General features: G+C 39.6%; 30 protein-coding genes. 6 read left to right on the top strand and 24 right to left on the bottom strand.

What is annotated here, in order from left to right; all coding sequences use genetic code 11:
- Positions 1 to 16: 16 nt before the first annotated feature.
- The 8 genes from ACGTNH_RS11755 to ACGTNH_RS11790 form a co-directional block, all read right to left on the bottom strand.
- Complete coding sequence (locus ACGTNH_RS11755; protein WP_394587029.1) at positions 17 to 1,942, bottom strand: stage V sporulation protein D; 1,926 nt, start codon at positions 1,940 to 1,942, stop codon at positions 17 to 19.
- Positions 1,943 to 2,028: 86 nt separating this feature from the next.
- Positions 2,029 to 4,161, bottom strand: a complete 2,133-nt coding sequence (locus ACGTNH_RS11760) for a penicillin-binding protein (RefSeq protein WP_394587031.1) — start codon at positions 4,159 to 4,161, stop codon at positions 2,029 to 2,031.
- A gap of 19 nt (positions 4,162 to 4,180) precedes the next feature.
- Positions 4,181 to 4,549: a cell division protein FtsL gene (gene ftsL / locus ACGTNH_RS11765; RefSeq protein ID WP_394587032.1), complete on the bottom strand. Its 369-nt coding sequence runs from the start codon at positions 4,547 to 4,549 to the stop codon at positions 4,181 to 4,183.
- The gene (gene rsmH, locus ACGTNH_RS11770; protein ID WP_394587033.1) at positions 4,546 to 5,523 is read right to left on the bottom strand and encodes a 16S rRNA (cytosine(1402)-N(4))-methyltransferase RsmH; all 978 of its coding nucleotides are present in this window, start codon (positions 5,521 to 5,523) and stop codon (positions 4,546 to 4,548) included. Before rsmH ends, ftsL begins: the two co-directional genes overlap by 4 nt.
- A 23-nt stretch (positions 5,524 to 5,546) precedes the next feature.
- Positions 5,547 to 5,978, bottom strand: coding sequence for a division/cell wall cluster transcriptional repressor MraZ (mraZ, locus tag ACGTNH_RS11775; protein ID WP_394587035.1), 432 nt, complete (start codon positions 5,976 to 5,978; stop codon positions 5,547 to 5,549).
- A gap of 161 nt (positions 5,979 to 6,139) precedes the next feature.
- Entirely contained in the window at positions 6,140 to 7,765 is a 1,626-nt protein-coding gene (gene bshC, locus ACGTNH_RS11780) for a bacillithiol biosynthesis cysteine-adding enzyme BshC (RefSeq protein ID WP_394587036.1), read from the bottom strand.
- 88 nt (positions 7,766 to 7,853) lie between these two features.
- The gene (locus tag ACGTNH_RS11785) at positions 7,854 to 8,234 is read right to left on the bottom strand and encodes a DUF3397 domain-containing protein (RefSeq protein ID WP_394587038.1); all 381 of its coding nucleotides are present in this window, start codon (positions 8,232 to 8,234) and stop codon (positions 7,854 to 7,856) included.
- Complete coding sequence (locus tag ACGTNH_RS11790; protein WP_394587040.1) at positions 8,231 to 9,100, bottom strand: ketopantoate reductase family protein; 870 nt, start codon at positions 9,098 to 9,100, stop codon at positions 8,231 to 8,233. The genes ACGTNH_RS11785 and ACGTNH_RS11790 overlap by 4 nt, the downstream gene beginning before the upstream one ends.
- Before the next feature lie 161 nt (positions 9,101 to 9,261).
- On the opposite strand from ACGTNH_RS11790, the gene ACGTNH_RS11795 reads away from it, so the two are divergent.
- Entirely contained in the window at positions 9,262 to 9,738 is a 477-nt protein-coding gene (locus ACGTNH_RS11795) for an N-acetyltransferase (protein ID WP_394587695.1), read from the top strand.
- 45 nt (positions 9,739 to 9,783) lie between these two features.
- Here the strand turns inward: ACGTNH_RS11795 and ACGTNH_RS11800 are convergent, their stop codons facing one another.
- From ACGTNH_RS11800 to ACGTNH_RS11815, 4 genes are all read right to left on the bottom strand, one after another.
- Positions 9,784 to 10,254: an RsfA family transcriptional regulator gene (locus ACGTNH_RS11800; RefSeq protein WP_394587042.1), complete on the bottom strand. Its 471-nt coding sequence runs from the start codon at positions 10,252 to 10,254 to the stop codon at positions 9,784 to 9,786.
- Between the two features lie 61 nt (positions 10,255 to 10,315).
- On the bottom strand, positions 10,316 to 11,086 hold the full coding sequence (locus ACGTNH_RS11805) for an enoyl-CoA hydratase/isomerase family protein (RefSeq protein ID WP_394587043.1): 771 nt from the start codon (positions 11,084 to 11,086) through the stop codon (positions 10,316 to 10,318).
- 141 nt (positions 11,087 to 11,227) lie between these two features.
- Positions 11,228 to 11,401 carry a 50S ribosomal protein L32 gene (rpmF, locus tag ACGTNH_RS11810; RefSeq protein WP_188376177.1) on the bottom strand — a complete coding sequence of 58 codons (174 nt, stop codon included), beginning with the start codon at positions 11,399 to 11,401 and terminating at the stop codon, positions 11,228 to 11,230.
- 42 nt (positions 11,402 to 11,443) lie between these two features.
- Positions 11,444 to 11,968, bottom strand: a complete 525-nt coding sequence (locus ACGTNH_RS11815) for a YceD family protein (RefSeq protein WP_394587045.1) — start codon at positions 11,966 to 11,968, stop codon at positions 11,444 to 11,446.
- A 228-nt stretch (positions 11,969 to 12,196) separates the two neighbouring features.
- Here ACGTNH_RS11815 and ACGTNH_RS11820 point away from each other — a divergent pair, with 228 nt between their 5' ends.
- Positions 12,197 to 13,411: a nucleotidyltransferase gene (locus tag ACGTNH_RS11820; RefSeq protein WP_394587047.1), complete on the top strand. Its 1,215-nt coding sequence runs from the start codon at positions 12,197 to 12,199 to the stop codon at positions 13,409 to 13,411.
- A 61-nt stretch (positions 13,412 to 13,472) separates the two neighbouring features.
- On the opposite strand, the gene ACGTNH_RS11825 is transcribed toward ACGTNH_RS11820, so the two are convergent.
- Together ACGTNH_RS11825 and ACGTNH_RS11830 are read right to left on the bottom strand one after the other, a co-directional pair.
- Positions 13,473 to 14,486: a SepM family pheromone-processing serine protease gene (locus tag ACGTNH_RS11825; protein WP_394587049.1), complete on the bottom strand. Its 1,014-nt coding sequence runs from the start codon at positions 14,484 to 14,486 to the stop codon at positions 13,473 to 13,475.
- A gap of 6 nt (positions 14,487 to 14,492) precedes the next feature.
- Positions 14,493 to 15,281, bottom strand: a complete 789-nt coding sequence (locus ACGTNH_RS11830) for a patatin-like phospholipase family protein (protein ID WP_394587050.1) — start codon at positions 15,279 to 15,281, stop codon at positions 14,493 to 14,495.
- A 187-nt stretch (positions 15,282 to 15,468) separates the two neighbouring features.
- Between ACGTNH_RS11830 and spoVV the strand changes: the two genes are divergently transcribed.
- The gene (gene spoVV / locus ACGTNH_RS11835) at positions 15,469 to 16,647 is read left to right on the top strand and encodes a dipicolinic acid transporter SpoVV (protein ID WP_394587052.1); all 1,179 of its coding nucleotides are present in this window, start codon (positions 15,469 to 15,471) and stop codon (positions 16,645 to 16,647) included.
- Between the two features lie 118 nt (positions 16,648 to 16,765).
- Here the strand turns inward: spoVV and coaD are convergent, their stop codons facing one another.
- Together coaD and rsmD are read right to left on the bottom strand one after the other, a co-directional pair.
- On the bottom strand, positions 16,766 to 17,248 hold the full coding sequence (coaD, locus tag ACGTNH_RS11840; RefSeq protein ID WP_394587054.1) for a pantetheine-phosphate adenylyltransferase: 483 nt from the start codon (positions 17,246 to 17,248) through the stop codon (positions 16,766 to 16,768).
- Between the two features lie 12 nt (positions 17,249 to 17,260).
- Positions 17,261 to 17,809 (bottom strand): 16S rRNA (guanine(966)-N(2))-methyltransferase RsmD, encoded by a 549-nt coding sequence (rsmD, locus tag ACGTNH_RS11845; protein ID WP_394587696.1) that lies wholly within the window; start codon positions 17,807 to 17,809, stop codon positions 17,261 to 17,263.
- A 362-nt stretch (positions 17,810 to 18,171) separates the two neighbouring features.
- On the opposite strand from rsmD, the gene ACGTNH_RS11850 reads away from it, so the two are divergent.
- Entirely contained in the window at positions 18,172 to 18,561 is a 390-nt protein-coding gene (locus ACGTNH_RS11850) for a DUF7147 family protein (protein WP_394587056.1), read from the top strand.
- Between the two features lie 92 nt (positions 18,562 to 18,653).
- Here ACGTNH_RS11850 and ACGTNH_RS11855 read toward each other — a convergent pair whose 3' ends face one another.
- The 4 genes from ACGTNH_RS11855 to ACGTNH_RS11870 all read right to left on the bottom strand — a co-directional run bounded on the left by ACGTNH_RS11855 (position 18,654) and on the right by ACGTNH_RS11870 (position 20,426).
- Positions 18,654 to 18,929, bottom strand: a complete 276-nt coding sequence (locus ACGTNH_RS11855; protein WP_394587057.1) for a YlbG family protein — start codon at positions 18,927 to 18,929, stop codon at positions 18,654 to 18,656.
- An 84-nt stretch (positions 18,930 to 19,013) separates the two neighbouring features.
- A complete protein-coding gene (locus ACGTNH_RS11860) occupies positions 19,014 to 19,448 on the bottom strand; it encodes a YlbF/YmcA family competence regulator (RefSeq protein ID WP_394587058.1) in 435 nt (144 codons plus the stop codon).
- Between the two features lie 74 nt (positions 19,449 to 19,522).
- On the bottom strand, positions 19,523 to 19,894 hold the full coding sequence (gene ylbD, locus ACGTNH_RS11865; protein ID WP_394587059.1) for a spore coat protein YlbD: 372 nt from the start codon (positions 19,892 to 19,894) through the stop codon (positions 19,523 to 19,525).
- 103 nt (positions 19,895 to 19,997) lie between these two features.
- Positions 19,998 to 20,426 carry a CBS domain-containing protein gene (locus tag ACGTNH_RS11870; RefSeq protein WP_394587060.1) on the bottom strand — a complete coding sequence of 143 codons (429 nt, stop codon included), beginning with the start codon at positions 20,424 to 20,426 and terminating at the stop codon, positions 19,998 to 20,000.
- A gap of 235 nt (positions 20,427 to 20,661) precedes the next feature.
- On the opposite strand from ACGTNH_RS11870, the gene ACGTNH_RS11875 reads away from it, so the two are divergent.
- The gene (locus ACGTNH_RS11875) at positions 20,662 to 21,030 is read left to right on the top strand and encodes a YugN family protein (RefSeq protein ID WP_394587061.1); all 369 of its coding nucleotides are present in this window, start codon (positions 20,662 to 20,664) and stop codon (positions 21,028 to 21,030) included.
- A gap of 103 nt (positions 21,031 to 21,133) precedes the next feature.
- Positions 21,134 to 22,192 carry a sporulation integral membrane protein YtvI gene (gene ytvI, locus ACGTNH_RS11880; protein WP_394587062.1) on the top strand — a complete coding sequence of 353 codons (1,059 nt, stop codon included), beginning with the start codon at positions 21,134 to 21,136 and terminating at the stop codon, positions 22,190 to 22,192.
- 425 nt (positions 22,193 to 22,617) lie between these two features.
- Here ytvI and ACGTNH_RS11885 read toward each other — a convergent pair whose 3' ends face one another.
- The 4 genes from ACGTNH_RS11885 to ctaF form a co-directional block, all read right to left on the bottom strand.
- Positions 22,618 to 23,160, bottom strand: a complete 543-nt coding sequence (locus tag ACGTNH_RS11885) for a GNAT family N-acetyltransferase (protein ID WP_394587063.1) — start codon at positions 23,158 to 23,160, stop codon at positions 22,618 to 22,620.
- 120 nt (positions 23,161 to 23,280) lie between these two features.
- Entirely contained in the window at positions 23,281 to 23,736 is a 456-nt protein-coding gene (locus ACGTNH_RS11890) for a DUF420 domain-containing protein (protein WP_394587064.1), read from the bottom strand.
- Between the two features lie 80 nt (positions 23,737 to 23,816).
- A complete protein-coding gene (gene ctaG / locus ACGTNH_RS11895) occupies positions 23,817 to 24,716 on the bottom strand; it encodes a cytochrome c oxidase assembly factor CtaG (protein ID WP_394587065.1) in 900 nt (299 codons plus the stop codon).
- Between the two features lie 181 nt (positions 24,717 to 24,897).
- Complete coding sequence (gene ctaF, locus ACGTNH_RS11900) at positions 24,898 to 25,221, bottom strand: cytochrome c oxidase subunit IVB (RefSeq protein ID WP_394587066.1); 324 nt, start codon at positions 25,219 to 25,221, stop codon at positions 24,898 to 24,900.
- Positions 25,222 to 25,223: the final 2 nt, after the last annotated feature.

Genomic DNA, 25,223 nt, shown 5'->3' on the forward strand with positions numbered 1-25,223 from the left:
CCTAAATTTAGAAAAGTCAATTATCATTGAAATACAATCGAATGGTTGAATCACTAGGTACTTTAACGCCTGCTTTAGGAGCTTGTGCTACTACTTCATCTCCTTCACCACTTGATTCAACGTGGAGGGTAGTGAGTACTTCCCTAATTTCCTTTCTCTTCATTCCTGTCACATCCGGAACTTCCACCAGCGGTTCCTCTGGCCACGCATATTCTTTATCCAGACCGTCCTTGCGCGGTTTTACTCCTAAAGAACGTAAACTATCTTCCATTATTGAACCTACAATCGGGGCAGCAACCACTCCCCCAAATTGAACAGTACCTTTAGGGTTATCGATCGCAAGGTAAACGACAAGTTCAGGATCATCCGCTGGAGCAAAACCAATAAAGGAAACAATATGGTTGTCACTCATGTATTTTCCGTCTTCTCCCACTTTTTGAGCAGTCCCTGTTTTCCCTCCGACTCTATAACCTTCTACATAAGCGCTGCGACCTGTGCCTTTTGCCACAACACTTTCTAACGATCTACGCACTTCCTTAGAGGTTTCTTCAGAAATGACCCTTTTCATCATATTTGGCTCTTTTTTCTCGAGCACATCTCCGCTTACAGGGTCAAGCCATGCTTCTTGCACGTATGGTTCATAGTAATAACCGCCATTCACTGCTGCGGCTACGGCCATCACTTGCTGAATGGGAGTGACCGAGACACCTTGACCAAATGCAGTAGTCGCTTGTTCTACTGGCCCTATTTGCTCAGGCTGGAATAATATCCCGCTTCCTTCTCCCTCTAAGTCAATTCCTGTTTTCTCCCCAAAACCAAACCGTTTGATATATTCAAATAATTTATCCTTCCCTAAACGTTCTCCTAATTGGACGAATCCCGGGTTACATGAATTTTGCACTACTTCTAAATAAGTCTGATCTCCATGGCCGCCGCTCTTCCAGCAATGTAGAGTGGCTCCTCCCACTTTAACAGAGCCGGAGTCATGAAAGTGCTCGTCTTCTAAATTGACTAATCCTTCTTCAAGCGCAGCCGCAAGCGTAATAATTTTAAATGTAGACCCTGGTTCATAGGTGCTCCATACAGGCAGATTCCGGTTATATATGGAAGATTCAACTTCTTGATATTGACTCGGATGAAAGTTAGGTCGAGATGCCATTGCTTTTACTTTTCCAGTCTTAGGATCAACCGCAATAGCTATTGCACCATCAGGGTTATATTTAGCTTCTGCCATATCCAATTCACGTTCAACAATGGATTGTACGTTGTAATCAATCGTTAACTGCAGGTCTTTTCCATCCACTGGAGGAGTGTATGTATCTGCTATGTCGGGCATCCGCTTACCTTTTGCATCAGAGAAAAAAGATAGAGCGCCTTGTTCCCCTTTCAACTCCTCATCATAATACGACTCCAAACCAAGTAAACCCTGGTTATCAATCCCGCTAAAGCCAAGTACGTGCGATAAGAATGCTCCATTTGGATAATATCTCTCAGAGTCTTCAGCAATATAGACGCCTGGTATATCTAACATTTGAATGGCATCTGCTTTGTCTTCAGAAATCTTCCGTCCTTCGGGATGCAGCTTTTCAATAGAAACTTGCTTCGTTACGTGTGAATATGCTTTTTCCACACTCATTTGTAAAATATCCGCTAATTGCTCAGCCGTTTTTTCCGGATCTTTAATTTGCCTTGGTACGACCATAACAGTTGGCGCTGATTGATTACCAACTAAAACTTCCCCGTTCGTGTCCATAATTTTCCCTCGTTCAGGCTCAAATGTTATATCTCTGCCCCATGACTGCTCAGCTCGTTCGACTAGAAAATCACTAAGAACGAATTGTACATACCCTAACCTTCCAATAATAACTGTAAAAATAAGTAAAGCCACAAAAAAAACAGCGACTAATCGCTTTCTTACGATTACTTGTGATACTCTTCTCATATCCATAACTCCTTTAAAAAATCGATAGAGTAGGCTTGTATCACTATATGCAATCTGAAAACGATTAGAACACTGCCTTAAGCTGTTTATTCAGGTGTAGAAAGCTCTACTACCAAGTAACCTTCTTCCTTAATATTTGAACCCTCTTTTATACTTTGCTGGTCCACATAACCGTCACCCATCGTTTCAACTTTTAAGTCAAAGTGCTCGGCAAGTTTTTGCACATCTCGTAAAGACCAACCCGTAATATCCGGCATCGTCGGTTCATCGGTTACAATGATGATCCGCTGATCACTTAATAACGTAGTTCCTTGCTGCGGCAACGTTTCAGTCACTTCATCTCCGTCACCAATTACAGTAACTTGACTAAATTCCTTTTTCAATTCCTTCTCAACCTTAGTAGTATCTTTACCTATATAGTCTTTCATTTTATGCTCTTCAACTTTATGGTCATTATTTTGATCTGGGTTAACATCAAGATAATGGAGGCTGTTTTCCATGACAGATTTCAAGATAAAGGAAACTGGTTCTGCACCTGTTTCTGTTACGTCTAGTTTTGGTTGTTTTACCGCTACGTACATAAGTAGTTCAGGATCTTCTACGGGAGCCATCCCTAGAAAAGAAAAAATATGATTTTCTTTTCCTGAAAGGTAGCCGCCGCCTTCTTTAGGAATTTGAGCCGTTCCTGTTTTTCCTCCTAAAGAATAGTCACTTAACTCAAATGGAGCTCCTGTACCGTTTTCTCCTGAAACAACACGTCCTAGCAAGTCTCTCATCTGACTCGCTGTCTCTTCTGAGATAGGCTCGTCAATGACTTCAGGTTCCTTCTCGTTTAGAATTTCACCATTTTCACTAGAAGTGACTTTCGATAATGTGTAAGGTCTCATCATTTTGCCATCATTTGCAATCGCAGTAGCTGCAGTCATTAATTGCAATGGTGTTGCTGTTGTTCCTTGGCCGAATGCGGTCGTTACTTGTTCAATAGGATAATCATATAATATGCGTCCTTCGCCTTCGTTAGGTAAGTCAATGCCTGATTTTTCATCCAGATGGAAATCCGATAGGTAATTTCTGAATTTCTTCGGACCTACTAAATCATATCCCAGCTTTGCCGCGGCTACGTTAGAAGAGCGTTCAAAGCCTTCATCGTAAGTTATCTCACCCCAGCCTTCACGGTTATGATCACGAATAGTACTTCCTGAAACTTCATAGGAGCCCGATTTAAAGCTATCATCGCCATTATAGACGCCTTCTTCAATTGCTGCGGCCCACGTGAACATTTTCATTGTGGAACCGGGTTCAAAAGAATCCGAGATAATATCGTTATACCAGTTATCTACCTCACCTAAGTCGTTAGGGTTATAGCTTGGTCTATTGCCTAAAGCTACTACTTCCCCTGTTTTAGGATTCATTACTGCCGCCATAATTTTAGCAGGTTCATACTGCTCATCGACGGTTGCCATCGCATCTTCTAAGAACGTCTGGATTTTCTGATCGATTGATAAATGAACATCTTCCCCATCTTCAGGTTCTTGTAAAATTTCATTTGGATCAAGCAGTTTTGAACCATACTTATCTCTCTCATAAGAAATTTGTCCTTTACTTTCACGCAAATAATCTTCCATTTGCTTTTCAACACCCGTAACTCCGGTAATATGACCCTCTTCCGTACGAGCAAATCCTATAATGTGAGAAGCAAATGTGCCGTTTGGATAGTACCGCTTAGACTCTTCTTCAAAATTGATGCCGCTTAAATCCTGCTCTTCAATTTCATCCTTCTGGTCTTGAGATAATTCACGTCCATTGCTGCCAAACTCGACTTGAAACCTTCCGTCCTCCTGCGCCTCGGTGATTCTCTGCTCGATTTCACTTTCTTCCATATCCAAGAAAGGAGCCAACACAGACGCCGTTTCTTCCGGATTCGTCACATGTTCTGGCTCCTCTTCTGAACGGGAATAATCCGGATCGACCACCGCATATAGTTTATATGTAGGTCGATCGTAAGCTAATAACATCCCGTTTTTATCGTAAATATTACCTCGATCGGCATCTAATGAATACGAACTTGTACGAGCTTCCTCCGCCCATTCATTTAAATTTACGCCTTCAATTTCAGCGGTGGACTGGATATATAAGAACCGTCCTGTAATAATTAAAAAAATCGCAGAGAATAGTAAGATTAAAACCGCGGCGCCTTTATGGGTATTTGAGCTTTTCATAAAGATTCACCTGTTTCTGTTAGTTTCCAACGACACCTGCTTGTTTCACTTCTGCGTTTTGCATTTCAAGTCCGTTATCTTTAGCGATTTGCAAGATACGATCCGGGTTGCTTAACTCTTTCGCTTCATAAGCAAGGTTGTCATTGACTGACTGCTGCTGTCCTATTTTTTGTTCCATTTTTTGAATGTCACGGTTTAGTGTATCAGTTGCTGATGAAAATTGCACCATAAATACTGAAGCAATAACGACCAGACCCGTCGCCATAGAGTATAAAACTTTTTCTCCGGTACTAACCCACTGCTTCTTCTGAACTTTAACTTTTACTTGTTGTTGTTCCTGCTGCTTCTCCATTGGCTGCTGAAGCTTTCTCGCTCTTTCTATACTCATGTTTGCTTCCACCCTTCTTCAAATGTAAATGAGTCTGACCATGGTTTTTTCTTTTCCACGACTCTTAACTTCGCTGATCTTGATCTACGGTTATCATCCAGTTCTTCATCGTTCGCTATAATGGGCTTTCTAGTAACTAATTTGAAAGGAGGTTGTTTTTCTTCTGGAATCATTGGAATGTTTTTTGGCAGTGGAGGATTGGTGCTCCACTTCTTAAAGGCTTGCTTACACAGTCTGTCCTCTAGTGAGTGAAAGGTAATGACGGCAATTCTACCCTCGACGGATACGACTCGTGCAGCTTGATGGAGCGTATCTTGAAACGCACCAAGTTCATCGTTTACAGCAATACGGATCGCTTGAAAAATTCGCTTTGCTGGATGCCCCCCTTTACGCCTTGCCGGCGCTGGAATTCCTTCTTTAACTAGCTCTACTAATTGGTCAGTTGTTTCTATAGCTGTTTCTTTTCTTGCGTTTTCAATCTTTCTTGCAATTTGCTTAGAAAATTTCTCTTCTCCATATCTAAAGAAAATCCTGACAAGATCTTCGTAAGCCCATTCATTTACGACATGCCAGGCAGATAGCTCACTCGATTGATTCATTCTCATATCAAGAGGGGCATCGTTGTGGTAGCTGAATCCCCGATCAGCGACATCCAGCTGAGGGCTGGATACCCCTAAGTCATACAAAATTCCATCCACGTGATCAATATTCAGCTCCGCCAACTTTTCTTCTAATTGTCTAAAATTAGCATGAACAAATGTAATTTTATCCTCATAAGGTTGTAATCGTTTACGAGCAGCATTTAGTGCGTGGATATCTTGATCAAACGCTATCAATCGGCCGCGCTCAAGTCTGGAAGCAATTTCTTCCGCATGTCCCCCGCCGCCCAGCGTGCAATCAACGTATATCCCATCTGACTGTATATGTAGCTGCTTAATGGTTTCTGATTTTAATACACTGTAATGTTCAAACATATCCTCACTCGTTTCTCTCTCGATCAAATGTCAAAATCTAACATATTTTCAGCAATCTCAGAGAAAGACTCCTCTGATTCTTCGAAATAATTTTCCCAAAGATCTTTACTCCAGAACTCAATACGGTTAGACACTCCAATAACGACACATTCCTTGTCTAACTTTGCATGACTTCTAAGCGGGGGAGGAATATTAACTCTTCCTTGTTTATCGACTTCGCATTCCACAGCTCCGGAAAAGAAGAAGCGTGTAAAAGCACGAGCGTCTTTTTTCGTTAAAGGAAGCTTTTTTAGTTTTTCCTCGAGCAGTTTCCATTCATTCATAGGGTAGGCGAATAAACATTGATCTAAACCTCTCGTAAGCACAAAGCCCTCTTGAAGTTCATCACGGAACTTAGATGGAACAATAATCCGTCCCTTTGTATCAATGTTGTGCTGAAATTCGCCCATGAACATAGAGTTTACCCCACTTTCTAATTTCAGCCTACCACATCACTCCACTTTTCACCACTCATATTTAATTATTCGTTGTAAATAAAAAAATTCCTGCCGTCCAAGGCAGGAATTTCATCGTTTTATATAAATATTTTTCAGGTGGGGGATCGTGGGGGAAAAAGTCACACTCTCACAAGATAATGAGAGTGTTCAAGCGACAAATCATGTGAATTTATCTGTTTAAACAGCGAAAACCCGTATTCATTCAGCCATGGGAGTACACTCCACATTCTTTCTTGAAACCCACCATTTGGGTGAAAAAGGAGATTAAGATCATCAAAGACTTTTAACTGCTCCTGATATTCGTTTTCGATACTTTGCATCATCCGCTTCTCTAAGAACTCAACAGATTGTTGAATGTAATCCCAGTTTTTCTGAGCCAAAGCAGCTACATCCGGACTTAATTCCGCAGCTTTCTCTCGCAGCGGCTGATGGATGATCTCCATTTCTTTTTTTACTTCTCGTGACAGCTCTCTGATAGGAGGTGTCCCAGCAGAAGACAGCCACGCGAGCTTTTTACTGGCTGTTCCGTGTTCAATGACTTCCTTATCATTTAACTGCAGACGCTGCATTTGCTGTTCAGATTTCCGGTCCACCATTGTAAAAGAAAGCCGCGGCACGACTGGAGGCATCTTTAAATGTAAAGCTTCAAAACCCGGCTTTAATGCTGACCAGTAACTGATTTCACCAGGGCCTCCGACAAAAGCAAGCACAGGGAGCAGACATTCTTGCATTAATGGGCGAGTCACCACATTATTGCTTAACAGCCACGGCTTTTTCTCAGCAATATGACGCAGCTGCTCTTTCGTAAGAGACACTTCATCTTTTTTTCCTTTAAAGTCTCCGTTTTCATCTCTTATTAATAATACCCTTTCTCCCTCATGGTGGAAGAATAAATGAGCATCTTCCAATTCACTATCTAAAGAAAGAGGATAACCTTGTTGTTTATTTTTCTGTTCCAGGGAATGAACACCCTCAGCAATAACCTCGTTTTCATCGATCATTTTTAAAAAGAAAGGCGTCTCTAATTTGCGGATTTCCTGATCATGAGCATCTAATAAGATTAATCCTTCAGAAGGAAACAACTGATGAATGATTTTGCCAAAAAAATCACTGTAACTGTCAGATGCACTTACCATACTTTCCAAGCGGTGAAAGAGGTCTACGCTATATTCTGTTTCTTTTAATTCATGAAAAACGGACTTCAGCCATTGCTGAATATCCTTCTGATTAAAAGGCAAATCAGACACGGAAGACTTTTCGTTCACATCTGTTTTCACTTGCATTTTTTCCATATCCCCATTTACCTCCATGAAGATATGGTTAATTTCCGCAAAATCGTGATCTTCGCCTGCAATCCAAAATACAGGAACCACCGAAGTTCCTAATTCCTTCTCTTTCTGTCGAGCCAACTGTAAAATAGATATAATCTTATGCACCGTATAAAGAGGCCCCGTCAGTAAGCCGGCTTGCTGCCCGCCCACCACAACTGAAGCACGTGTATCTCTCAACTTATTAATATTCGTAAACGTAGCTTCACCCGCTCCATACTGATCATTCAGTCTTATAAGCTCATTCACTAATCGGTTTCGATCGTAAGAGGTAGATTCTATATGTTTAAGGCGGTCCAGCCACGTATGTTCCCCATGAGGGTGATAGTCAAATTTGTCCTGAACTTTAGAAAAATGATATTTATAATCTGCTATAAACGGATTTTTATCCGCCAAGCTTATTGGATCAATACGCATTTATGAACTTCTCCTTTTATTCCATGGGTTGGTATGTACCATAATGTATTGTACAGAAATATTGTGAGAAGTTCACCTAATCTGTTTATTACAAGAATACTCTGTCTATAATGCCGTAAGTCGCCAGCCCCATATATACAAACATGAACAGTAAAAACGTTATACGCAGGAATCCTTTAAAAGCTTTAAAAAAGCGGATTTCTTCTGATACCTTATACTGAACGATTAAAGCAAGACTTAATAAACAAAGTAAGAATACGAGAATCCACGCAAAAAAACCTTGACCAAATAATACAATTAACAAGGTATGCACAGCAGCAACTAACACAGGGACCATTAATTGAGCTGTTTGATGAACAGCCTTCTTTTTGTTTCGATACCATTTTCTTGTAAAGAAATAGAGCACGAACAAAAAGAGAAATGGAGCCGTTAACACAAAGGCTATTACGGATATAAGAACATCACTCATGTCGCCTCTCCTTTTATATTTTTTATTTCTAATGCGTGAATCGCATCCACCACAAAAGAATGGTAGGGTGACTTATCCTTGGAGCGTTGAAGTATAAAGCCGCATATCGCATCTACTTCTGTAGGTCGGTGTTCCAGCAAATCTTTTAACATAGAGGAATGATTTTCTCCTGTCCTTTCTGCTATCTGCTGTACGCGGCCCCATTGCTCCTCAAAGGAGAGATTTAACGCGGAAGAAGCTTCTGCACAGAGTTGTTTTGCTAATTTACAGAGGCGGGGATTAGTGATGACATATTTATTTTTTATGCCAAACAGGGCCGTCAATGGATTAATAACCGTATTAATGACAAGCTTCTCTGCAAGCATGAGCCAATAATCGTCTTTAAACGTAAACTTAAAGTCCTTCACGCTGAGTTTATCAGTCAAAGCATTAACATTAAACGAGCCTTTAAAGTGTGCTAAATGGATCATTCCGAGGCCTGTGTGCTGAACTTCAAATTCAGACATTCTAACCGCTCCGTGTTCGACAACCCCGACCGCACAAGAATTAGACAGCTCTTGTAAGAGATTAAGATGAGCCATTCCATTTTGTAAAAACAGACAAGGGACGATTGAAGGAAGCTGCTTTATAGTGGGATATACATCATACTGTTTAACTGTAACTATAAGGAGGTCCTGGTTTTCTAAACCTTGCAGATCACTATAAGCTTCTACCGCTCCGCGCAAGGCTCCACACTTCACTCCGTACTTATTTAACTTCTGTTTTTGCTTTTCTCTTCTTACAAAAACAGAAACGGTATGGTCCTGGGAAAGGTATGCAGCAGCTAATAGACCAATTGCTCCCCCTCCTACTATGCCAACCTTCATGCTTGTCCCCCATTTCCCTTCGGTCTTTTTTCTTATTGTAGCAAATTTTACGATTTGGATGGTGAACAATTTTTTAGGAAGTAATTGTACATTTCATTCTGAATATTTTTATATTATAATGAAAGAAGAGAAAGATTTTGGAAAGGGGAATTCGTTTTATGATGACAAAAGTAAAAGTTCAACCTCTTCTAGTTAACTATAAGACGTTAGAGGAATTTAAACGTTTTAAAGAATATGGTCACCAGGAATTAGCGATGTTTGAAGATCTACAAAGCAATATTGTAGAGAATGACAGTGAATCACCGTTCTTTGGCATCTATTTTGGAAACGCTTTAGTTGCAAGAATGAGTCTTTATCGTGTTTCAAAAAAATATGACCACTATTTCCAACCGCCTCAAGATTATTTAGAGCTGTGGAAACTGGAAGTATTACCAGATTATCAAAAACAAGGGTTCGGGAAAGCTTTAGTTGATTTTGCCAAGAGCTTTCAACTACCAATAAAAACGAACCCGCGTGTCAAATCGGATAACTTTTGGGAGAAAATGGGTTTCCAAAAAGCAATGTACGATGTGGAACGAGATTTAGGAGAAAACCCATTAATCTGGCTTCCATCAGGAGTGGAAGAAAGAGAAGTATAAATAAACACACAAGGCCTCTACAACAAGCTGTAGGGCCTTTTTAATTTAAGAAGTGCTCTGGTATTTGTCTTTCACCCAATTGGTCAATTTGTCAATTTCAGACCAAGCTTCTTCCCATTGTTTTATTTGATTTTTCAATCGTACATTTTCCTCGCTGAGCTGATATAATTTGGTTTGCAGTTCTTGTTGATCATTGTGAGAATGCTGTTTCATTTCTTTTAAGAAAAGGATGGCATCATCTAATGAAATCGATGTATTTTTTGTTAATGTTGAAGTCGCCAGCGTATGCCGATGGTGAGTCCTCTCTTGTTTTGCCTGTTTAATATCCTTTTGATAATTTTTTCTCACCGTGGCATTCCACCTAAAACCACACGCTGCCGGCGTACGATTTAATTGTTTAGCCACTTCTTGAAAAGCTTCCAGCTGCGTGTGACCTTCTCTAATGTATTGCAGCACTGTGTCCGCTAATAACTCATCTTCTTCTTTCTTCCAAGCATCCTGCCTAGGGGCGTCCATTCTATCCCTCCTCTATGGTTTGCTTATAGTTATGCAAACATAAAGATTGATAGACTATACTTTAAGACTTTTTTCTTGTCCTCATAAAATTCTCTACCGCTCGGACATGTTCTTTAGATTCCCATAGAGAAGCACAATTTTTAACCTCTTCATCCATTTGCGAGGATACATTACTCATCGATAAGGAATGAAGGTGCTGAGATTTAAAAATTTTAAGCTGACGTTGAGATTTTTGCAGGAAAGGGGATAGAAGAAGATGGGAAGTGTCAAATGACTCCCTCGTCACGATTTTATGTAACCAGCCAATACGATAGGCTTCTTCAGCTGAATACATGTTCGATTCCATCAACCACTGAGCGGCTCTATCGGCCTGAATTCTTTTATATAGAAGTTCTCCTCCCCCCCAGCCAGGCGTGATTCCTAACCTTCCTTGTATAAATCCATATTCCCCATCTTCTATTCCATATCGAAAGTCGCAAGCCGTGGCAATTTCACAGCCGCCGCCTCTTGCATGACCATTTAAAAAAGCAAAGGTAGGCAATGGAAAGGTTGCTAGCTCGTACAAGCATTCTTTCATAGGGTGCAATACTTGATAGGCTTCCTCTTCGTTTAAATTTCCATGTAGCTCTGTTAAATCTCCCCCTGCACAAAACGCCTTTTTACCTGCGCCTGTTATTACTAAACATTTAACGCCAGGTTTATTTTTCATTTCCAACAGCACTTGTTGCAACTCCCTGGCCATCATTTTTGTAATCGCATTCATTTTTTCGCTGCGATTTAATTTTATGATAACTACTCCTCGCTCATCCCAAATGACTTCTATCTGTTTCAATAGGTACTCCCCTCTCTTTAATTTATAAGACTGTGTCCGACTTTTTTGTTAACTCAGTGGAAGCGCCTTACCACTCTTTTCTCTTTCCTGTACAAAGTAAAAAAGAGCCTGAAATGAATTCAGGCTCTTTAACATACTACTTTACTTAGCAATAACTTGCTTTCCATTATACTGTCCACAAGATTTGCAAACATGGTGTGGTTTTGAGTACTCCCCACAGTTTGAACATTCTACCATGCCAGGTACGTGTAGCTTTTTGTGAGTACGACGTTGGTTTTTAACCTTTTTAGATGTTTTACGCTTAGGTACTGCCATGTTGTACACCTCCTTTTATTTGACAAGAGGAAATTTTTTCCCTTAATCGTTGTTTTCTTTTTCATTTAATAATGATTGCAGTTTAGCCATTCGAGGATCTATTTTATCTTCCTCCGGTTCTTCTGTAATCACTTGCCAACCCTTACCTTCTGTAAGAGCTTGATCCTGAACCTCTTGATCATCTGAAAATACGCGGGTTGGAACCTCTAATAGAATATTTTCCTTGATATATGGTGTTAAGTCAAGAACTTCTCCACGAACCGGATGAATTTCACTTTCGCCCTCTTCCTCATAATAAGGAGAGACATTGAATTGTTCGTGTCCTTCTAAATGAAAAGGATAAGATACATCGACTAATGTTCGCGCACAAGGCAGGGTCATTTCACCTTTAACTGTAAATGTAACTGTTATATCATCACCGTACTTTACAGCTTGTCCTTGTACATAAACAGGGGATATTTTGCGAATATCATTATTCATATCCTCTAATTCACGAACGTCAACGTCTTCTTTAAACTTAAACGGTTCATCACCAGATTGATTAAGTTTCTGTAGAGGAAATTTCATTTTTATCACCTCATGGCAACAAGAGTTATTGTAAAAGCAATTTAACTATTTGTCAATATTTTTTCTTTACAGATACCTGAATATTTAGGACTACTCCTCATTTTATTAGAAAACAATTCGTTTCTCAACTTACAAGCCACAAAAGCCATGCTAAAATAATAAGAGCAGATTAAATACAGTTCTCCTATCATACCGAACTTTACTTAATCAATCAAGGAGGTTAATGAAATGAAAGCCTGCGGAATTATCGTTGAGTATAACCCTTTTCATAACGGACATGCCTATCACGTTCATCAAAGTAGAAAAAAATCCAAAGCTGATTGTATGATTGCGGTTATGAGCGGACATTTTCTTCAACGGGGAGAACCTGCCATTATTGATAAATGGCACCGAACAAATGCTGCTTTGCAGTCAGGAGTAGACCTTGTAATTGAGCTCCCTTACATATATGCTGTCCAACACAGCGACTATTTCAGTAAAGGAGCAGTACTGAGCTTAAACGCTATGCAAGTTGATTCTATATGCTTTGGGAGTGAAAATGGCTCAATTACGCCTTTCTTGAAAGCATACGAGCACTTACACGAGCATTCAGGTGATTATGAAAGTGCATTGAGAGCCGAATTGGATAAAGGCCTCTCCTACCCTGATGCTTCCCGTCTAGCGAACGAGACCATAGGTTTATCAACTGAAGCCTTTGATTTTTCAGCTCCTAATAATATTTTAGGCTACAGTTACGTCAAACAAATCAAGAGATATGCATCTGACGTTGACCCTTTAACTATTAAGCGAATAGAGAGTAATTATCACGACACACACGTTTCCGGCCGGATGGCCAGCGCTACTAGTATTCGTAAGGAGCTTCTAATAAATAAAACAGTGACAGATCACGCTGCATTAGCTCTTCCAAAAATAGTAAAAGAAGAGCTTTACAGTTACTATGGTGAGACGAATATGTGGCATGAGTGGGAATGTTATTTTAACTTTCTGCATTATAAAATTATGACAACCCCTGTAGAAGACTTAAAACATATACATGGGATGGATGAGGGGCTGGAATATCGTTTAAAGCAGACGATTCGCTCTTCCACTTCCTTTATTGATTTTATGAATCGATTAAAAACCAGGCGCTATACTTGGACTCGTCTACAGCGTTTATGTACTCACCTATTAACAGGACTTACAAAGAATCAAGCTTCTATTCATTTAAACGGAGAGGATATCCCTTATGTTCGTGTGCTCGGTATGAACAAGAAAGGTCAAGCTTATTTAAATCAACGCAAGAAAGAGATAGAAACACCAATAATTACTCAACCTCAACAGATGGAAAGTACGCTTCTTGATGCAGAAGAGAGAGCAACAGCTGCTTATTTAAGCCCGCTGGCTTCTGAACAAAGAAAGGAGCATTTAAAGAGAGAATACGGACCTCCTGTACGGCTTCCATAAAAAATGCAATCAGAACAAATAAAGCATGGGGAATCAAAATTCTCCCCATGCTTTATGCTCCTCATTCCTCACTTAAATAATCCAAGGCGTCTTCAAACGTATCCACAGCTACTACATCCATACCCGTACCAATATTCTCAGCGGCCTTCGCAGCCACTTCGTAGTTAGATCCTTCTGTTTCTTCCTCATTCGGTGCAAAAAAGACATCGCAACCTTCTCGGTCAGCAGCTACCACTTTTTTATCAATCCCGCCGATTCTTCCTACCTCCCCTTCGTAATTAATCTCGCCTGTACCGCAGACTTCCTTCCCTTTTGTAATATCTTCTTCTGTTAATTGATCATACATTTCCAATGAAAACATTAACCCTGCACTAGGTCCTCCTATATCTCCACTCTTTACTTTAACCTCGGGATTTACTTCTACAGATCGGTCCGTCACAAGTGATATTCCAACCCCCGTTTTATCAGGATCATTCGGGAAAGGAGCTACTTGTATATCTTTGGACAGAGTTTCATCCCCCCGCTTAATGGTTAACGTTACTTCATCGCCTTCACTTAAACGTTCAACGTATTTTACGAGTTCTTCTGACTCACTTATTTCTTCACCATTCACACTAAGTATTTCATCCCCAGGTTCTAATTCGTCTTCAGCCGGCATTCCTTCTAAAGCCTGTACGACGAATACCCCTTCATAATTTATCTTTATATCACGTCCTGCAGATTCATAAGCGACCACTTTAGCGGCTTCTTGTGAAGATTCCATTAATTGCAGTTGAGCATGAAAATATTCATCTTCTGAAATTCCTTCCGGTCGAACTTGTTCTAAAGGAACCACCTCATGATAGGACCGGACTTTCGCAAGCGCCCATTGAAGTGGTGTTGCTTGTCCCCCTCTAACCGTAACTAAATGCATATCTCCTTCACTTGGGTACGCATCCTCGATCTCTACAAATGGCTCTAATGCATCTGCTGTGCCAGGTTTATAAATATAATAAGGCAAACGATAAGCCCCTAAAAAAGCTACAATAAGTATAGCTATAATTCCAGTAATAATTACTCTCTTGTTTGACTTCATGGTTTTCTAGGACCCCTTCCAGTCTCTCATCTTTTCTAGGATTTGGTCTAATGATCTTAACGCCGCCTTCTCCCCTTCCTCCACAATTTCTTCTAAATCCGTGAAGGCTCTGGAGCTGAATTGCTCTACATCCGGCCGGATCATAACATCAGTATAGGAGGCTATCCCCGTAACAGACGCTAATTCATCCTGCATAATATCAATACTTTGAATGATGACATCATAGATCGATTGTATGCTTGGCTCAGCTTTAGTATGAGCACAATCGACAGCAATAATAATGTCGGCACCCATATCCTTCACCACCGAAACGGGTACACGATCGATAACACCTCCATCAATATATAATCGGCCATTAATTTTCTCCGGTACAAAAATGCCAGGTATAGCTATACTGGCCCGAACCGCTTCACTGGCAGGTCCTGTTTGAAAGATCTCTTTTTTTCCCGCTGACAGGTCAGTAGCGACAATTGAGGTGGGAATCGTAAATTCCTCAATATTCTTCCCAAACGTAAATAAACGGATATATTCCTTAATTCTACGCCCCTGAATAAATCCCATTTTAGGAACCGTAAAATCAAGGTAATATTTCCGTTTGAAAGTTAAAGCCAGTTTATATAAATCTTCAATTTTTTGACCTGATGCATATAATGAACCTACTAACGCACCCATACTGCTTCCAGCAATCATATTTACTGGTATGTCGTGCCCATGTAAAACATTAAGGACACCTAAATGAGCAAATCCTCGAGCGCCGCCGGATCCAAGTGCGAGCCCGATTTTAGGCTGCTTCAAAACGCATCTCTCCTTGAATTTTCTTATCAGCTTAAGTATGCCCAATTTTCCCATTAAGGAAGCTTCCTTTTATTTTATGGAATAAGCAAGGCACTTATGAGCGTACAAATAGGTTAAAGAGATAAGAAATCTATAATCATTTTACTATGGATGATTTTAGAAGTACAGAAAACGAGAATGCTGCGGGGTGATTCATCTGGCATATGTAAAAACATTATTATTAACTATTTTTATTATATATCTTACGATTTCCCTGATTCAAATGCCTGATGTGGCGCTCTCTTCAAGTACGAAAGGTTTAAACTTATGGTGGTCGATTGTCTTTCCCTCCTTATTACCTTTTTTTATCGTAGCAGAGTTGTTATTTGGACTAGGGATTGTACACGGAGTGGGCATCCTATCAGAGAAGTTTATGAGACCGCTGTTTAATGTGCCTGGCTCAGGAGGATTTGTATGGATAATGGGAATGGCGAGCGGATATCCGGCAGGCGCAAAATGGACAAGGGAACTGCGTAAAAATGGACAAGTAACTCGTATAGAGGCTGAGCGTCTCGTAGCTTTCACAAACGCCTCAAGTCCACTGTTTATTCTTAGTGCGGTCAGTGTTGGCTTTTTCGGGGACCCTGGTTTAGGTTTCCTTTTGGCTGCTGCCCACTATGGAGGTTGTATTATCGTAGGCTTTCTCATGAGATTTTATGGTTACAGAGATCAAAGGTCTTCCTATCGGACGGCCAGCTTCTCACTTAAAGAAGCCTTCTTATCCATACATAAATCCCGAATAAATGATGGGAGGCCTTTTGGAAAACTATTAGGAGACGCAGTTATTCAATCTGTACAAACCCTTCTTCTCATTGGAGGATTTATAATTATGTTTTCCGTGCTCACTGGAATTCTTAAACAAAGTTTTCTGCTAGACCTATCCTATCAATTTCTACACTTATTCCGTGTACCGTCCGATCTCCATTTCCCGATCTTAACCGGTTTACTAGAGCTTACTACTGGGATTGGAGAAGTTACTTCATCTAATGCTCCACTGCTTACTCAGTTATGTCTTGCAAGTTTTATGCTCGGCTTCCATGGTTTTTCCATCCAAGCTCAAATTGCCAGCTTATTAGCTGATACCGATATTCGATTCGCTCCCTATTTTATGGCACGGATCATTCACGGACTAACAGCGGTGTTAATTGTCACTGTCCTTTATTATACGACGGATATCGTTAGTTCAAACACTATTAACGTTTCGAATATAACCGCGCATCACAACCATTCGTACTTAGAATTCATGTATATGTACGGACCCATTTTCACCATTGCAGCTATTGCTCTAGCGTTTTTCTTAAGCTGCAAAAAACTGGACAGGGCGTAATAAAACTGAATAAAGCATAAAATCATCCGACCGATTCTAATGAGATCAGTTCGGATGATTTATACTAAAAAAATTCCCTTTTCAGCGGCCAGAGGTTTTACCCTCAACAGTAACTGCTTTAAGCTTCGTATTTCTTTTTTAAAGCTTCTTCAACGGGCGGCGGAACTAAGTCTGATATATTCGCTCGGTATTTGGCAACTTCTTTAACAATGCTTGAGCTTAAAAAAGAGTATTGGTTGTTTGTCATCATAAAGAACGTTTCAATTTTTTGATTTAGCTTTCGATTCATGGAAGTGATTTGCATCTCATATTCGAAATCACTAACCGCTCGGAGTCCTCGAATAATCGCTTGAGCATTTTTTTCTTCAGCATAGTCCATTAACAACCCATTGCACGCGTCAACCGAGACATTATCAAAATGTTTTGTGACTTCCTGCAGAAGAGCCACTCTTTCCTCTACATTAAACAATGGAGATTTACTTTGGTTGTTAAAAACAGCTACTGTTACGTGGTCAAATACTTGCGCTCCACGTTGAATAATATCGATATGTCCATACGTGACAGGATCAAAACTGCCAGGACATATTGCTAATCTCGTCATTAGATAAACCTCCTACTTAAAAATAGATACACCTATATTACTTCCATACTTTTCTGTTTTAATTAATGTTATATTCTTCACTTTTTCGGGTATTTCTTCGGAAGCATCATGTTCACAAACAATCGTCCCTCCATCTGCCAGCAATTCGTAATTCAACACTTTAGCAATTAAATCCTCATAAGAAAATTTCTTATATGGAGGATCTAAGAATATGTAATTAAACTTTAATTCTCTTTTGCCGGCGGCTTTAAGTGCCCGTAAGGCGTCTGCACGATATACTTCAACCTGCTCATTTAGTTTAAGCATATTAACGTTCTCATATATCGTTTCAATTGCTTTTGGTTGTTGGTCCACGAACACACAGGATTTTACACCTCGGCTTAACGCTTCTATTCCAAGACCTCCGCTCCCTGCAAACAAATCTAACACTGCTCCTCCATCAAAATAGGGGCCGATCATCTGAAAGACGGATTCTTTTACTTTGTCGGTCGTTGGTCGTGTTTTGTGGGTTGGAACAGATTTAAGCGGTCTGCCTTTATGATCTCCAGCAATCACTCTCATCATAAGCCCCTCCTCTCTATATTCACAATTATCCTACCACAAATCAGCACTGGCTGGAAACTTTTGATTTTTATACATTATTCCCCGTATAAATTTTTAAGAATAGGTCATACTTGTAACAGAAGCAGGACTTTTGCTTCTGGAAACGGAGAAGACTTATTTCCCCATAAGTTCTTCTACCGGTTTCTCCTCTCCCTTTGCTTTTTGCTTCAACGTTTGAAAGCAAAAAGAAGGGCTGTCCGTCTATGGACAGCCCTATTTTTTTGCGTTCTCTATCTTTACTGCTTTCACAATTTCAATAATTAATGCTACAGTTACATTAGACTCAACCTAAATACACAGCTATCGCAGGAGGATAAAATATGATTCAAAAATTCATTGAACTAGGCCAAGGATATACGGACCTTTATGAACTTGTAGAACTTGGAAGACGAATGCCTGAAAGAATTCAATATGCACTTGCCTTCTATAGTGAAAAATCAGGACAGTCAGCAGCTTCTTTAGCCCTAATTATGAAGCCTACATCGGAACAAAAATTTCAGCCTATTTATATATGCAGAGAAGGTATACCTAATCCTCACGAGAAACCAAATCAGCGCTTTGAATTGTTCAAAAACATGAGTGAAGATGCCGGGCATCAGGTGATCGAATATACCGTTAAACCTTCCAATGTCTTTCCAGAAAATGAACTCTATTATAATTACTTAATTGGAATTTTACGAACAAATAAAAGACTTTCTCCATTAAGTTAATGGCATTTAATATAATACTTGTTCTTGCAAGCAACACTAGTGTTTTATACTTCCCCCCAAAAAAAACGTTCGTCTATTTGACGAACGCTTTTTTATATTCCCATCTTGTAATCATATTGTTTTGCTTTATCTGGTTTCGCGTTTTCAAAATTCGTGCGAATCTCAGGTTTATAAGATAATACAACGCGAGACACAAAAGGGAATCGTTCCAACTTGTCCATTTTAAAATCCACGTCTTCTTGATCAACATAAAGCAAGGCATATTTCTGCTTTTTCGAAGCGTGAATTAAATGGCCGTGTTTTTTAATCTGCCTTATGTTTTTCATATGCTGAAAATAAACGATGAGACCCTGGCGTTTTGTTCTCATATAGTTTCCCTACTTTTTTAAAAGTTTAGAGTATCGTACCTGTCCTGTTCAAAGACAACAATCATAACTTTAAAAGACTTAACTCTAAGAAGCACAACCACATCCGCCGCCGCTTCCACAGCCACAGCCTGAATCAAACACCATACCGTTACGAGGAACCTTAATTTGTTCGCTTACACTAAAAGCAACGCTTTGACTCACTTCATCCAGCAGCCTTTGAACTTCTCTTTCTGCTTTCTTAAATTGGACCACTGTCTCATGCATGTCCATTTCTCTTTTAACACTGCGGACCTTCTTCATAATATCGTTATAGTCCGGGTGATAGCGGCCGAAACGTTGTACATCCTCGTATTGATCTTTTATATGATTAAAATTTCGAATTAATGACTGAGCTTCTTTATCCGATTCCAGCTGTCTTTTTGTCTCTTGATAATGATCCATTACCTCGGAATCCATTATCATTTGGCCAATGGCTTCTGAACGATCTAAAAGATCTACAATTTCCATAGTGGCTAACATATATGCCCACCTCCACTTTCATCATACCAAAAGGAAAGGCAGAATGAAATATGAATTCCATCTGCCGTTAATAATTAATAATACGGAAACTGGATAGGCGGACGTCGTTCCGTCTTTTGTTTCTCCTGCTGCACGTTTGAAATCAGCTGCTGGATTTGCCCGATGGCCCCATTGAGGTCATCAATGTGTTTAGAAACATCCTCCCAGTCGATTTCCTGAAGTAAATCACCAAACTGCCTCATCCATTCTTTCTTCGTTAACCGTTCCTTTTGATCTTCACCTGATACTTCATCCCAATATGGATCATCCTCCCCTAGAATCATCCATTTCTCATAGTAATGTTGAATACGAGTATGATCTTTTCTCACCTGTTGTTTTAATGAAGGATGACGGTTAACAAATGCTTTAAACTTCTGAACACTAGGGTGCAAATTGTGTTCACTCATTGATGTTCACACCTCGCTACATAGACTACATTATAGCCTATGCAGCTTTTCTTAAGGTGTTCAAACGTAAAAAAGACGACCGATACGGCCGTCCACACATAAATTAATGAAGCTCCGGCGGTTCAGAAATATCGTGCAAAGCAACGCCTGCCGCTTCATCTGACATTTCTTCTGTAGAAAGGTCACCTAGAGAAATCATTCCGGTTAATTTTCCGTTTTCAACTACTGGCAGACGTCGCACTTGATGTTCTGCCATCATTTGACTAGCTTCTTCCAGGCTTGTGTCAGGAGTTACACTATATAAGTGATCACTCATAACTTCTTGAACAGGGGTTGAATCAGCACTATGATTCGCATATCCTCGTATCGCCAGGTCACGGTCGGTTACCATACCCATAAGTTGACCATTTTCATCACAGATCGGCACAGAACCTACGTTTTTCTGTTTCATCATACTTGCTGCATCAAACAATGAACTGCTTGATTGACAGACAGATAAATCCGTAGTCATAATGTCTCTCACTTTTTTCATGAAGATCCTCCTCTTTTAGTCAATATCAATGGTTAGTATCTCCAAAACCGAAAGTTTCACTCATGCATACTGGAATTATTTATTGTATAATAAGGTAGTGCAAGCATCATAATGGAGATGCATATAAGAGACGATGTTCACTAAATTAATGTAAGTTTAGCGTTCAATCAATTGCAACTTGTACTCGTTCATAATAAAATGATACAAGATACATAAAATTTGTGAGGTGGAAGAAATGAAGCTTGAAGGTACTGGTATTGAGGGACTTGTGGTTGATTTACAGCCCCTTACTCAAATTATGGAAAATAATGGTTTCATATTAGGTGGATCCTGGGATTACGAACGCGTCACTTATGATTACAAAGTAAGCGCCCCTGAAAAAAATATTACGTATTATATTCGTATTCAAGGATATGCCGTTGAAGGAGATGTCGATCGTGGAAACGCTGTGATTCAATTAGTCACACCTATTCTTGGTAAACATTATTATCCACACGGTGTTGAATACGGCGAACAAGAAGATTTTCCTGCAAACTTGATGGAAAGAGCTACGAACGCAGTGGAAAAACTAAAGGACGCGGTAGCTCAGTACCAAAATTCATAAGTATTCATACTTATGATAAGGAGTCGCACACCTTGCTCAGGTGAGCGGCTTTTTTTAAGAGTCAAAGCACATTTTACTTTTTAGAAGGAGGATTCAGTTTACATTGTTCCGCTACCTTTCGAAACGACAGTGGATTCTATTATTATTGGGAATCGTTTTTCTCATTGCAGGATATTTTATATTACCTGTATCCGTTCCCTTAATCATCGCGTTAATTACAGCCCTCTTTCTAAACCCCGCTGTCCGGTGGATGCAGTTTAGATTCAGGCTCAATAGAAAAATGGCTGTCACGATTGTTTTTTTATTGTTTGTCATCATGATTGGGTTATTAGGTACTTATGCTGTCACTCGTGCCGTTACTCAGCTAGTGGAGCTGGCAGATAATGCCCCGACCTATATAAATCAAATCAATAATGTATTAATCAACTGGCAGAACAACATGAACAGTTTCACGCAGAATATGCCCAGTGAATTTGTTGATAAAGTTTCTGTTGAGCTGCAAAATACAATTGACACAACGACACAGACACTAAGCCAGAAGCTTCAGCTCAGTAACATTGCAGCCTTTGCTGCTAAAATCCCTGAGTATTTAATCAGCTTTCTCGTTTATTTAATTGCGTTATTCCTTTTCATGCTTGAACTGCCTCGCTTAAAGGATAAAATGCATGGCAACTTTACTGAATCGACTTCAGAAAAAGTAAAATTTATGAATGCCAGGCTTTCATACGTAGTGTTTGGTTTCTTAAAAGCTCAATTTCTTGTAAGTATCGTTATCTTCGTCGTATGTTTAATCGGACTGTTTTGGATTACTCCAGAAGTTGCAATCGTTATGTCTCTTATTATTTGGATTGTAGACTTCATTCCGATTATCGGTTCCATCGTCATTCTAGGACCATGGGCGCTCTATATGCTCATTGTCGGCGACATAGCAATGGGAGGACAGCTGGCTGTGTTGGCCATTATTCTACTGGCCATAAGAAGAACCGTTGAACCTAAAGTAATGGGACGCCACATCGGACTTTCTCCATTAGCTACTCTTATTGCGATGTATATTGGTCTTCAATTAATAGGTTTAGTGGGCTTTATTTTAGGTCCACTTCTTGTCATCGCTTTTAATTCTGCAAAAGAAGCAGGTATTATCCGATGGAACTTTAAATTATAACAGACATACTAAAAATAGTGGGTAAAGTCATCCGTCGATGACTTTACCCACTATTTTCTTTTTAAGATAAAGAAAACAGACCTATCCCTCAAGAATCGCGAATACGAACGAAGAAGCCGGGTTTATTCACTTTCTTTTATTGAATCAGGTTTATGTATGTTGGTCGACAGATGACTTGTAAATGAATCCGGGACTTAAGTAAGGCAGGGAGGTCAAAAACGAATATTCGTATAAACACAGATGATTTACTTAGTCATAATGAGAAGGTTCCTGCGGGAACAGCACGAGTCGAATCTCCCGCAGGAAAGTAGAGTATATTAACGGAGTGTTGGTGTAGTGTCTCATTTCATAAATCATCCGAACTGATTCTTTCAGAATCGTTCGGATGATTTTAAGCTATATTCAGTTTAGTGCCGTGCTGTTTTTTATATTTCTTTTCGTGAAGGCGTACTTTCCTTGCTCTCTTTTTGCTTATTCTTTTGAAAAGTGAACATATCCCGATTTGACAGCGTCTGAGCAAATCCGTTATTTATCAGGACCTTTTGAGAAGGAATGTTAGACTTGCCGCATTGAGCTTCTACATTACGTATTTGCTCGTTTTCAAAAGCCCATTTACACATGGCTTTTAAAGCCTCTGTCGCATACCCTTGATTACGCTCAGTTTCAACAATATGATATCCGATTTCTACTGTTCCTTCCTGATCAGGAATTCCCTTAAAACCTATATCTCCTATGACTCTTTCCTGATCAATATCCATAATAATCCAGGGGCCAAAGCCCAAATGATTGGAATCTTCTTCTAAAGATTCTACATAAAAGGGCAGCATCGCTTTCAGCCCATCATGTGGCCAGCTCCGGTTCCATGGAAGTTGGTACTTGTAATAAAATGCAAGCGGATTTTTCATAATCGTTTGAGCTAAATCAATTGTAACCGGGATATATTTTAGTCGAGCAGATAATAACTCCATCATTCTACTCCCTTTCTATTTATGTAATAAGTCCATTATACTGTTTTATATTCCTTATATTCTTTATCATTAAACAATAATAAAGAAAAAACAGCCAGTTTTTTAAACTGACTGCCTTCATTAAAATCCAAAAATAGCTCTCATCATACTTGTAGTCGTTCCACTGTCATAAAGAACGTATAATAATAAATAAACCATAACTCCTGTTATTGCTGTACAAAACCATATAATACTCGTCACAGGTCCTATTTTTCGATGCTTAGAAATCTTCCGCTTAAAAGCAACACGAAGAGTCACTAATCCAAATACTCCGCCGGTTGTTGCTAAGATTATGTGAAAGATTAAAAAGATCGTATAGTATATTTTAATGTCATCTGGCCCGCCAAAGCTTGTATTGCCTACAAATACAGTACGACTTAGATAAATAATGAAAAAGGTCAATGCGCTGATAGCAGCAGCCACCATCGTCCTTTTATGAGCAGCTCTTTTATCTTTTGCAATCAATACCCATCCAATAGCGACAAGTATGGCACTGAGAACGATGAAAAACGTGCTTAAAGTTGGTAGTAACGGCATGTCAATTTTCTCCTCTTTCAAAAATCAATTCACAGAAAAAGGAGTCAAACTTTACATAAGAAAGACTCTCTCCTCTGAAATTATGACTCCGTCTGAGCGTTTGCAGGTAACGGGTCAATTGTATCTCTTTCACGGTTAAACCAGCTAAAGAAAATTTGAGCAATAATTATACCGAAAATAATTTCCTGAGTAATTTTCATAATAATCCCGCCCAATTGCTGATCTTCTACTAATGGCATCGGTGTAAAGTATTCAGGGCCGCTTAACGAACTTGAAATCCCTGCCAACACATCACCAGGAACACATAAACTCATCGCCTGGAGCCAGGCTCCGGATTGAGTGTATGTCTCATATAAAGGTGTGCCCGCAAAAATAATTAACCCACACGCAGGTGTGATTAATACACCATTTGCAAAAATGAAACCGATTTTTAAAATTGGGCTTAAACGGTCCATCTCTTTAATGGGACTAAATACGGACCACCACATGAAAAAGGCTGTAAGTAATATAAACGTCGTGATTAAAGTGTGGGCTATTTCATTTGACTTTGCGTAATCGAAAATACCAGGCATATGATAAATCGAAAAGACCCCATTAAATACAAGTAAAGATACGAGCGGTTTCGTCATCACTTTTAGTATGGAGGAGACAACTGGTACGGCAAAGACCCTATGCCAAATCCATAATGGAATACCTTTAATAATTAAAATCGGAAACAGTAAGTAGTAAAGGGCCATCTGCGTCATATGCGCTGTAAACATAATATGAGAAAGCAAGTCCACCGGCGATCCTTTTACTATATAAAGCAGAAGCATACCAGCGTAAAACATAATCTGCTGGCCGATTGTCGGCCACTCTTCTCCTTGTTTACGTCTGGGACCTGTTATATAAAAATAAAGCGCTGACATGGCGAGTATAAATAATAAATAGTATGGACTCCATAATGCTCTGAACCCAAATATCTGCAGTTCTAACCACACAGGCATTTCACCTCTTTTTCTTTTACAGGATTCTTTTCTATTCTAACGAAATTTCTTCTAAAAAACGAGTCTTCCTCAACAGTTTTTTTAATGTTCATAAATTAGACATAACCATGTGTAAATAACTATTAGATAGATACCCCTCATAAAAAAAGAGACCGGATAAACCGGTCTCTTTTAATTACCACCATATAATTGTAGTAAATGTGATGATTGTCAGAATGGCAACTCCTAACCCTCCATACATCATTACAGCTACCATGTCATGCCCTTTATTCTTCATATGCATGAAATAATAAAGCTGGAAAAGCACCTGAACGACCGCAAGCAGTAACAAGGTAGGAATTAGAAACACCGAACCGATATCAAGTATAACCATTCCAAAAGCGATAAATGTAAAGAGAATCATTAACGCAAAACTAATTACCTGCTGCTTCATCTCTTCTTTATGCTGCTTCTTCACAAATTCGTCTTGCTGTTGTGTCATATTCGAGTGATTTGACATTG

This window comes from Halobacillus sp. B23F22_1, assembly GCF_043497005.1.
Lineage (GTDB): Bacteria > Bacillota > Bacilli > Bacillales > Halobacillaceae > Halobacillus_A.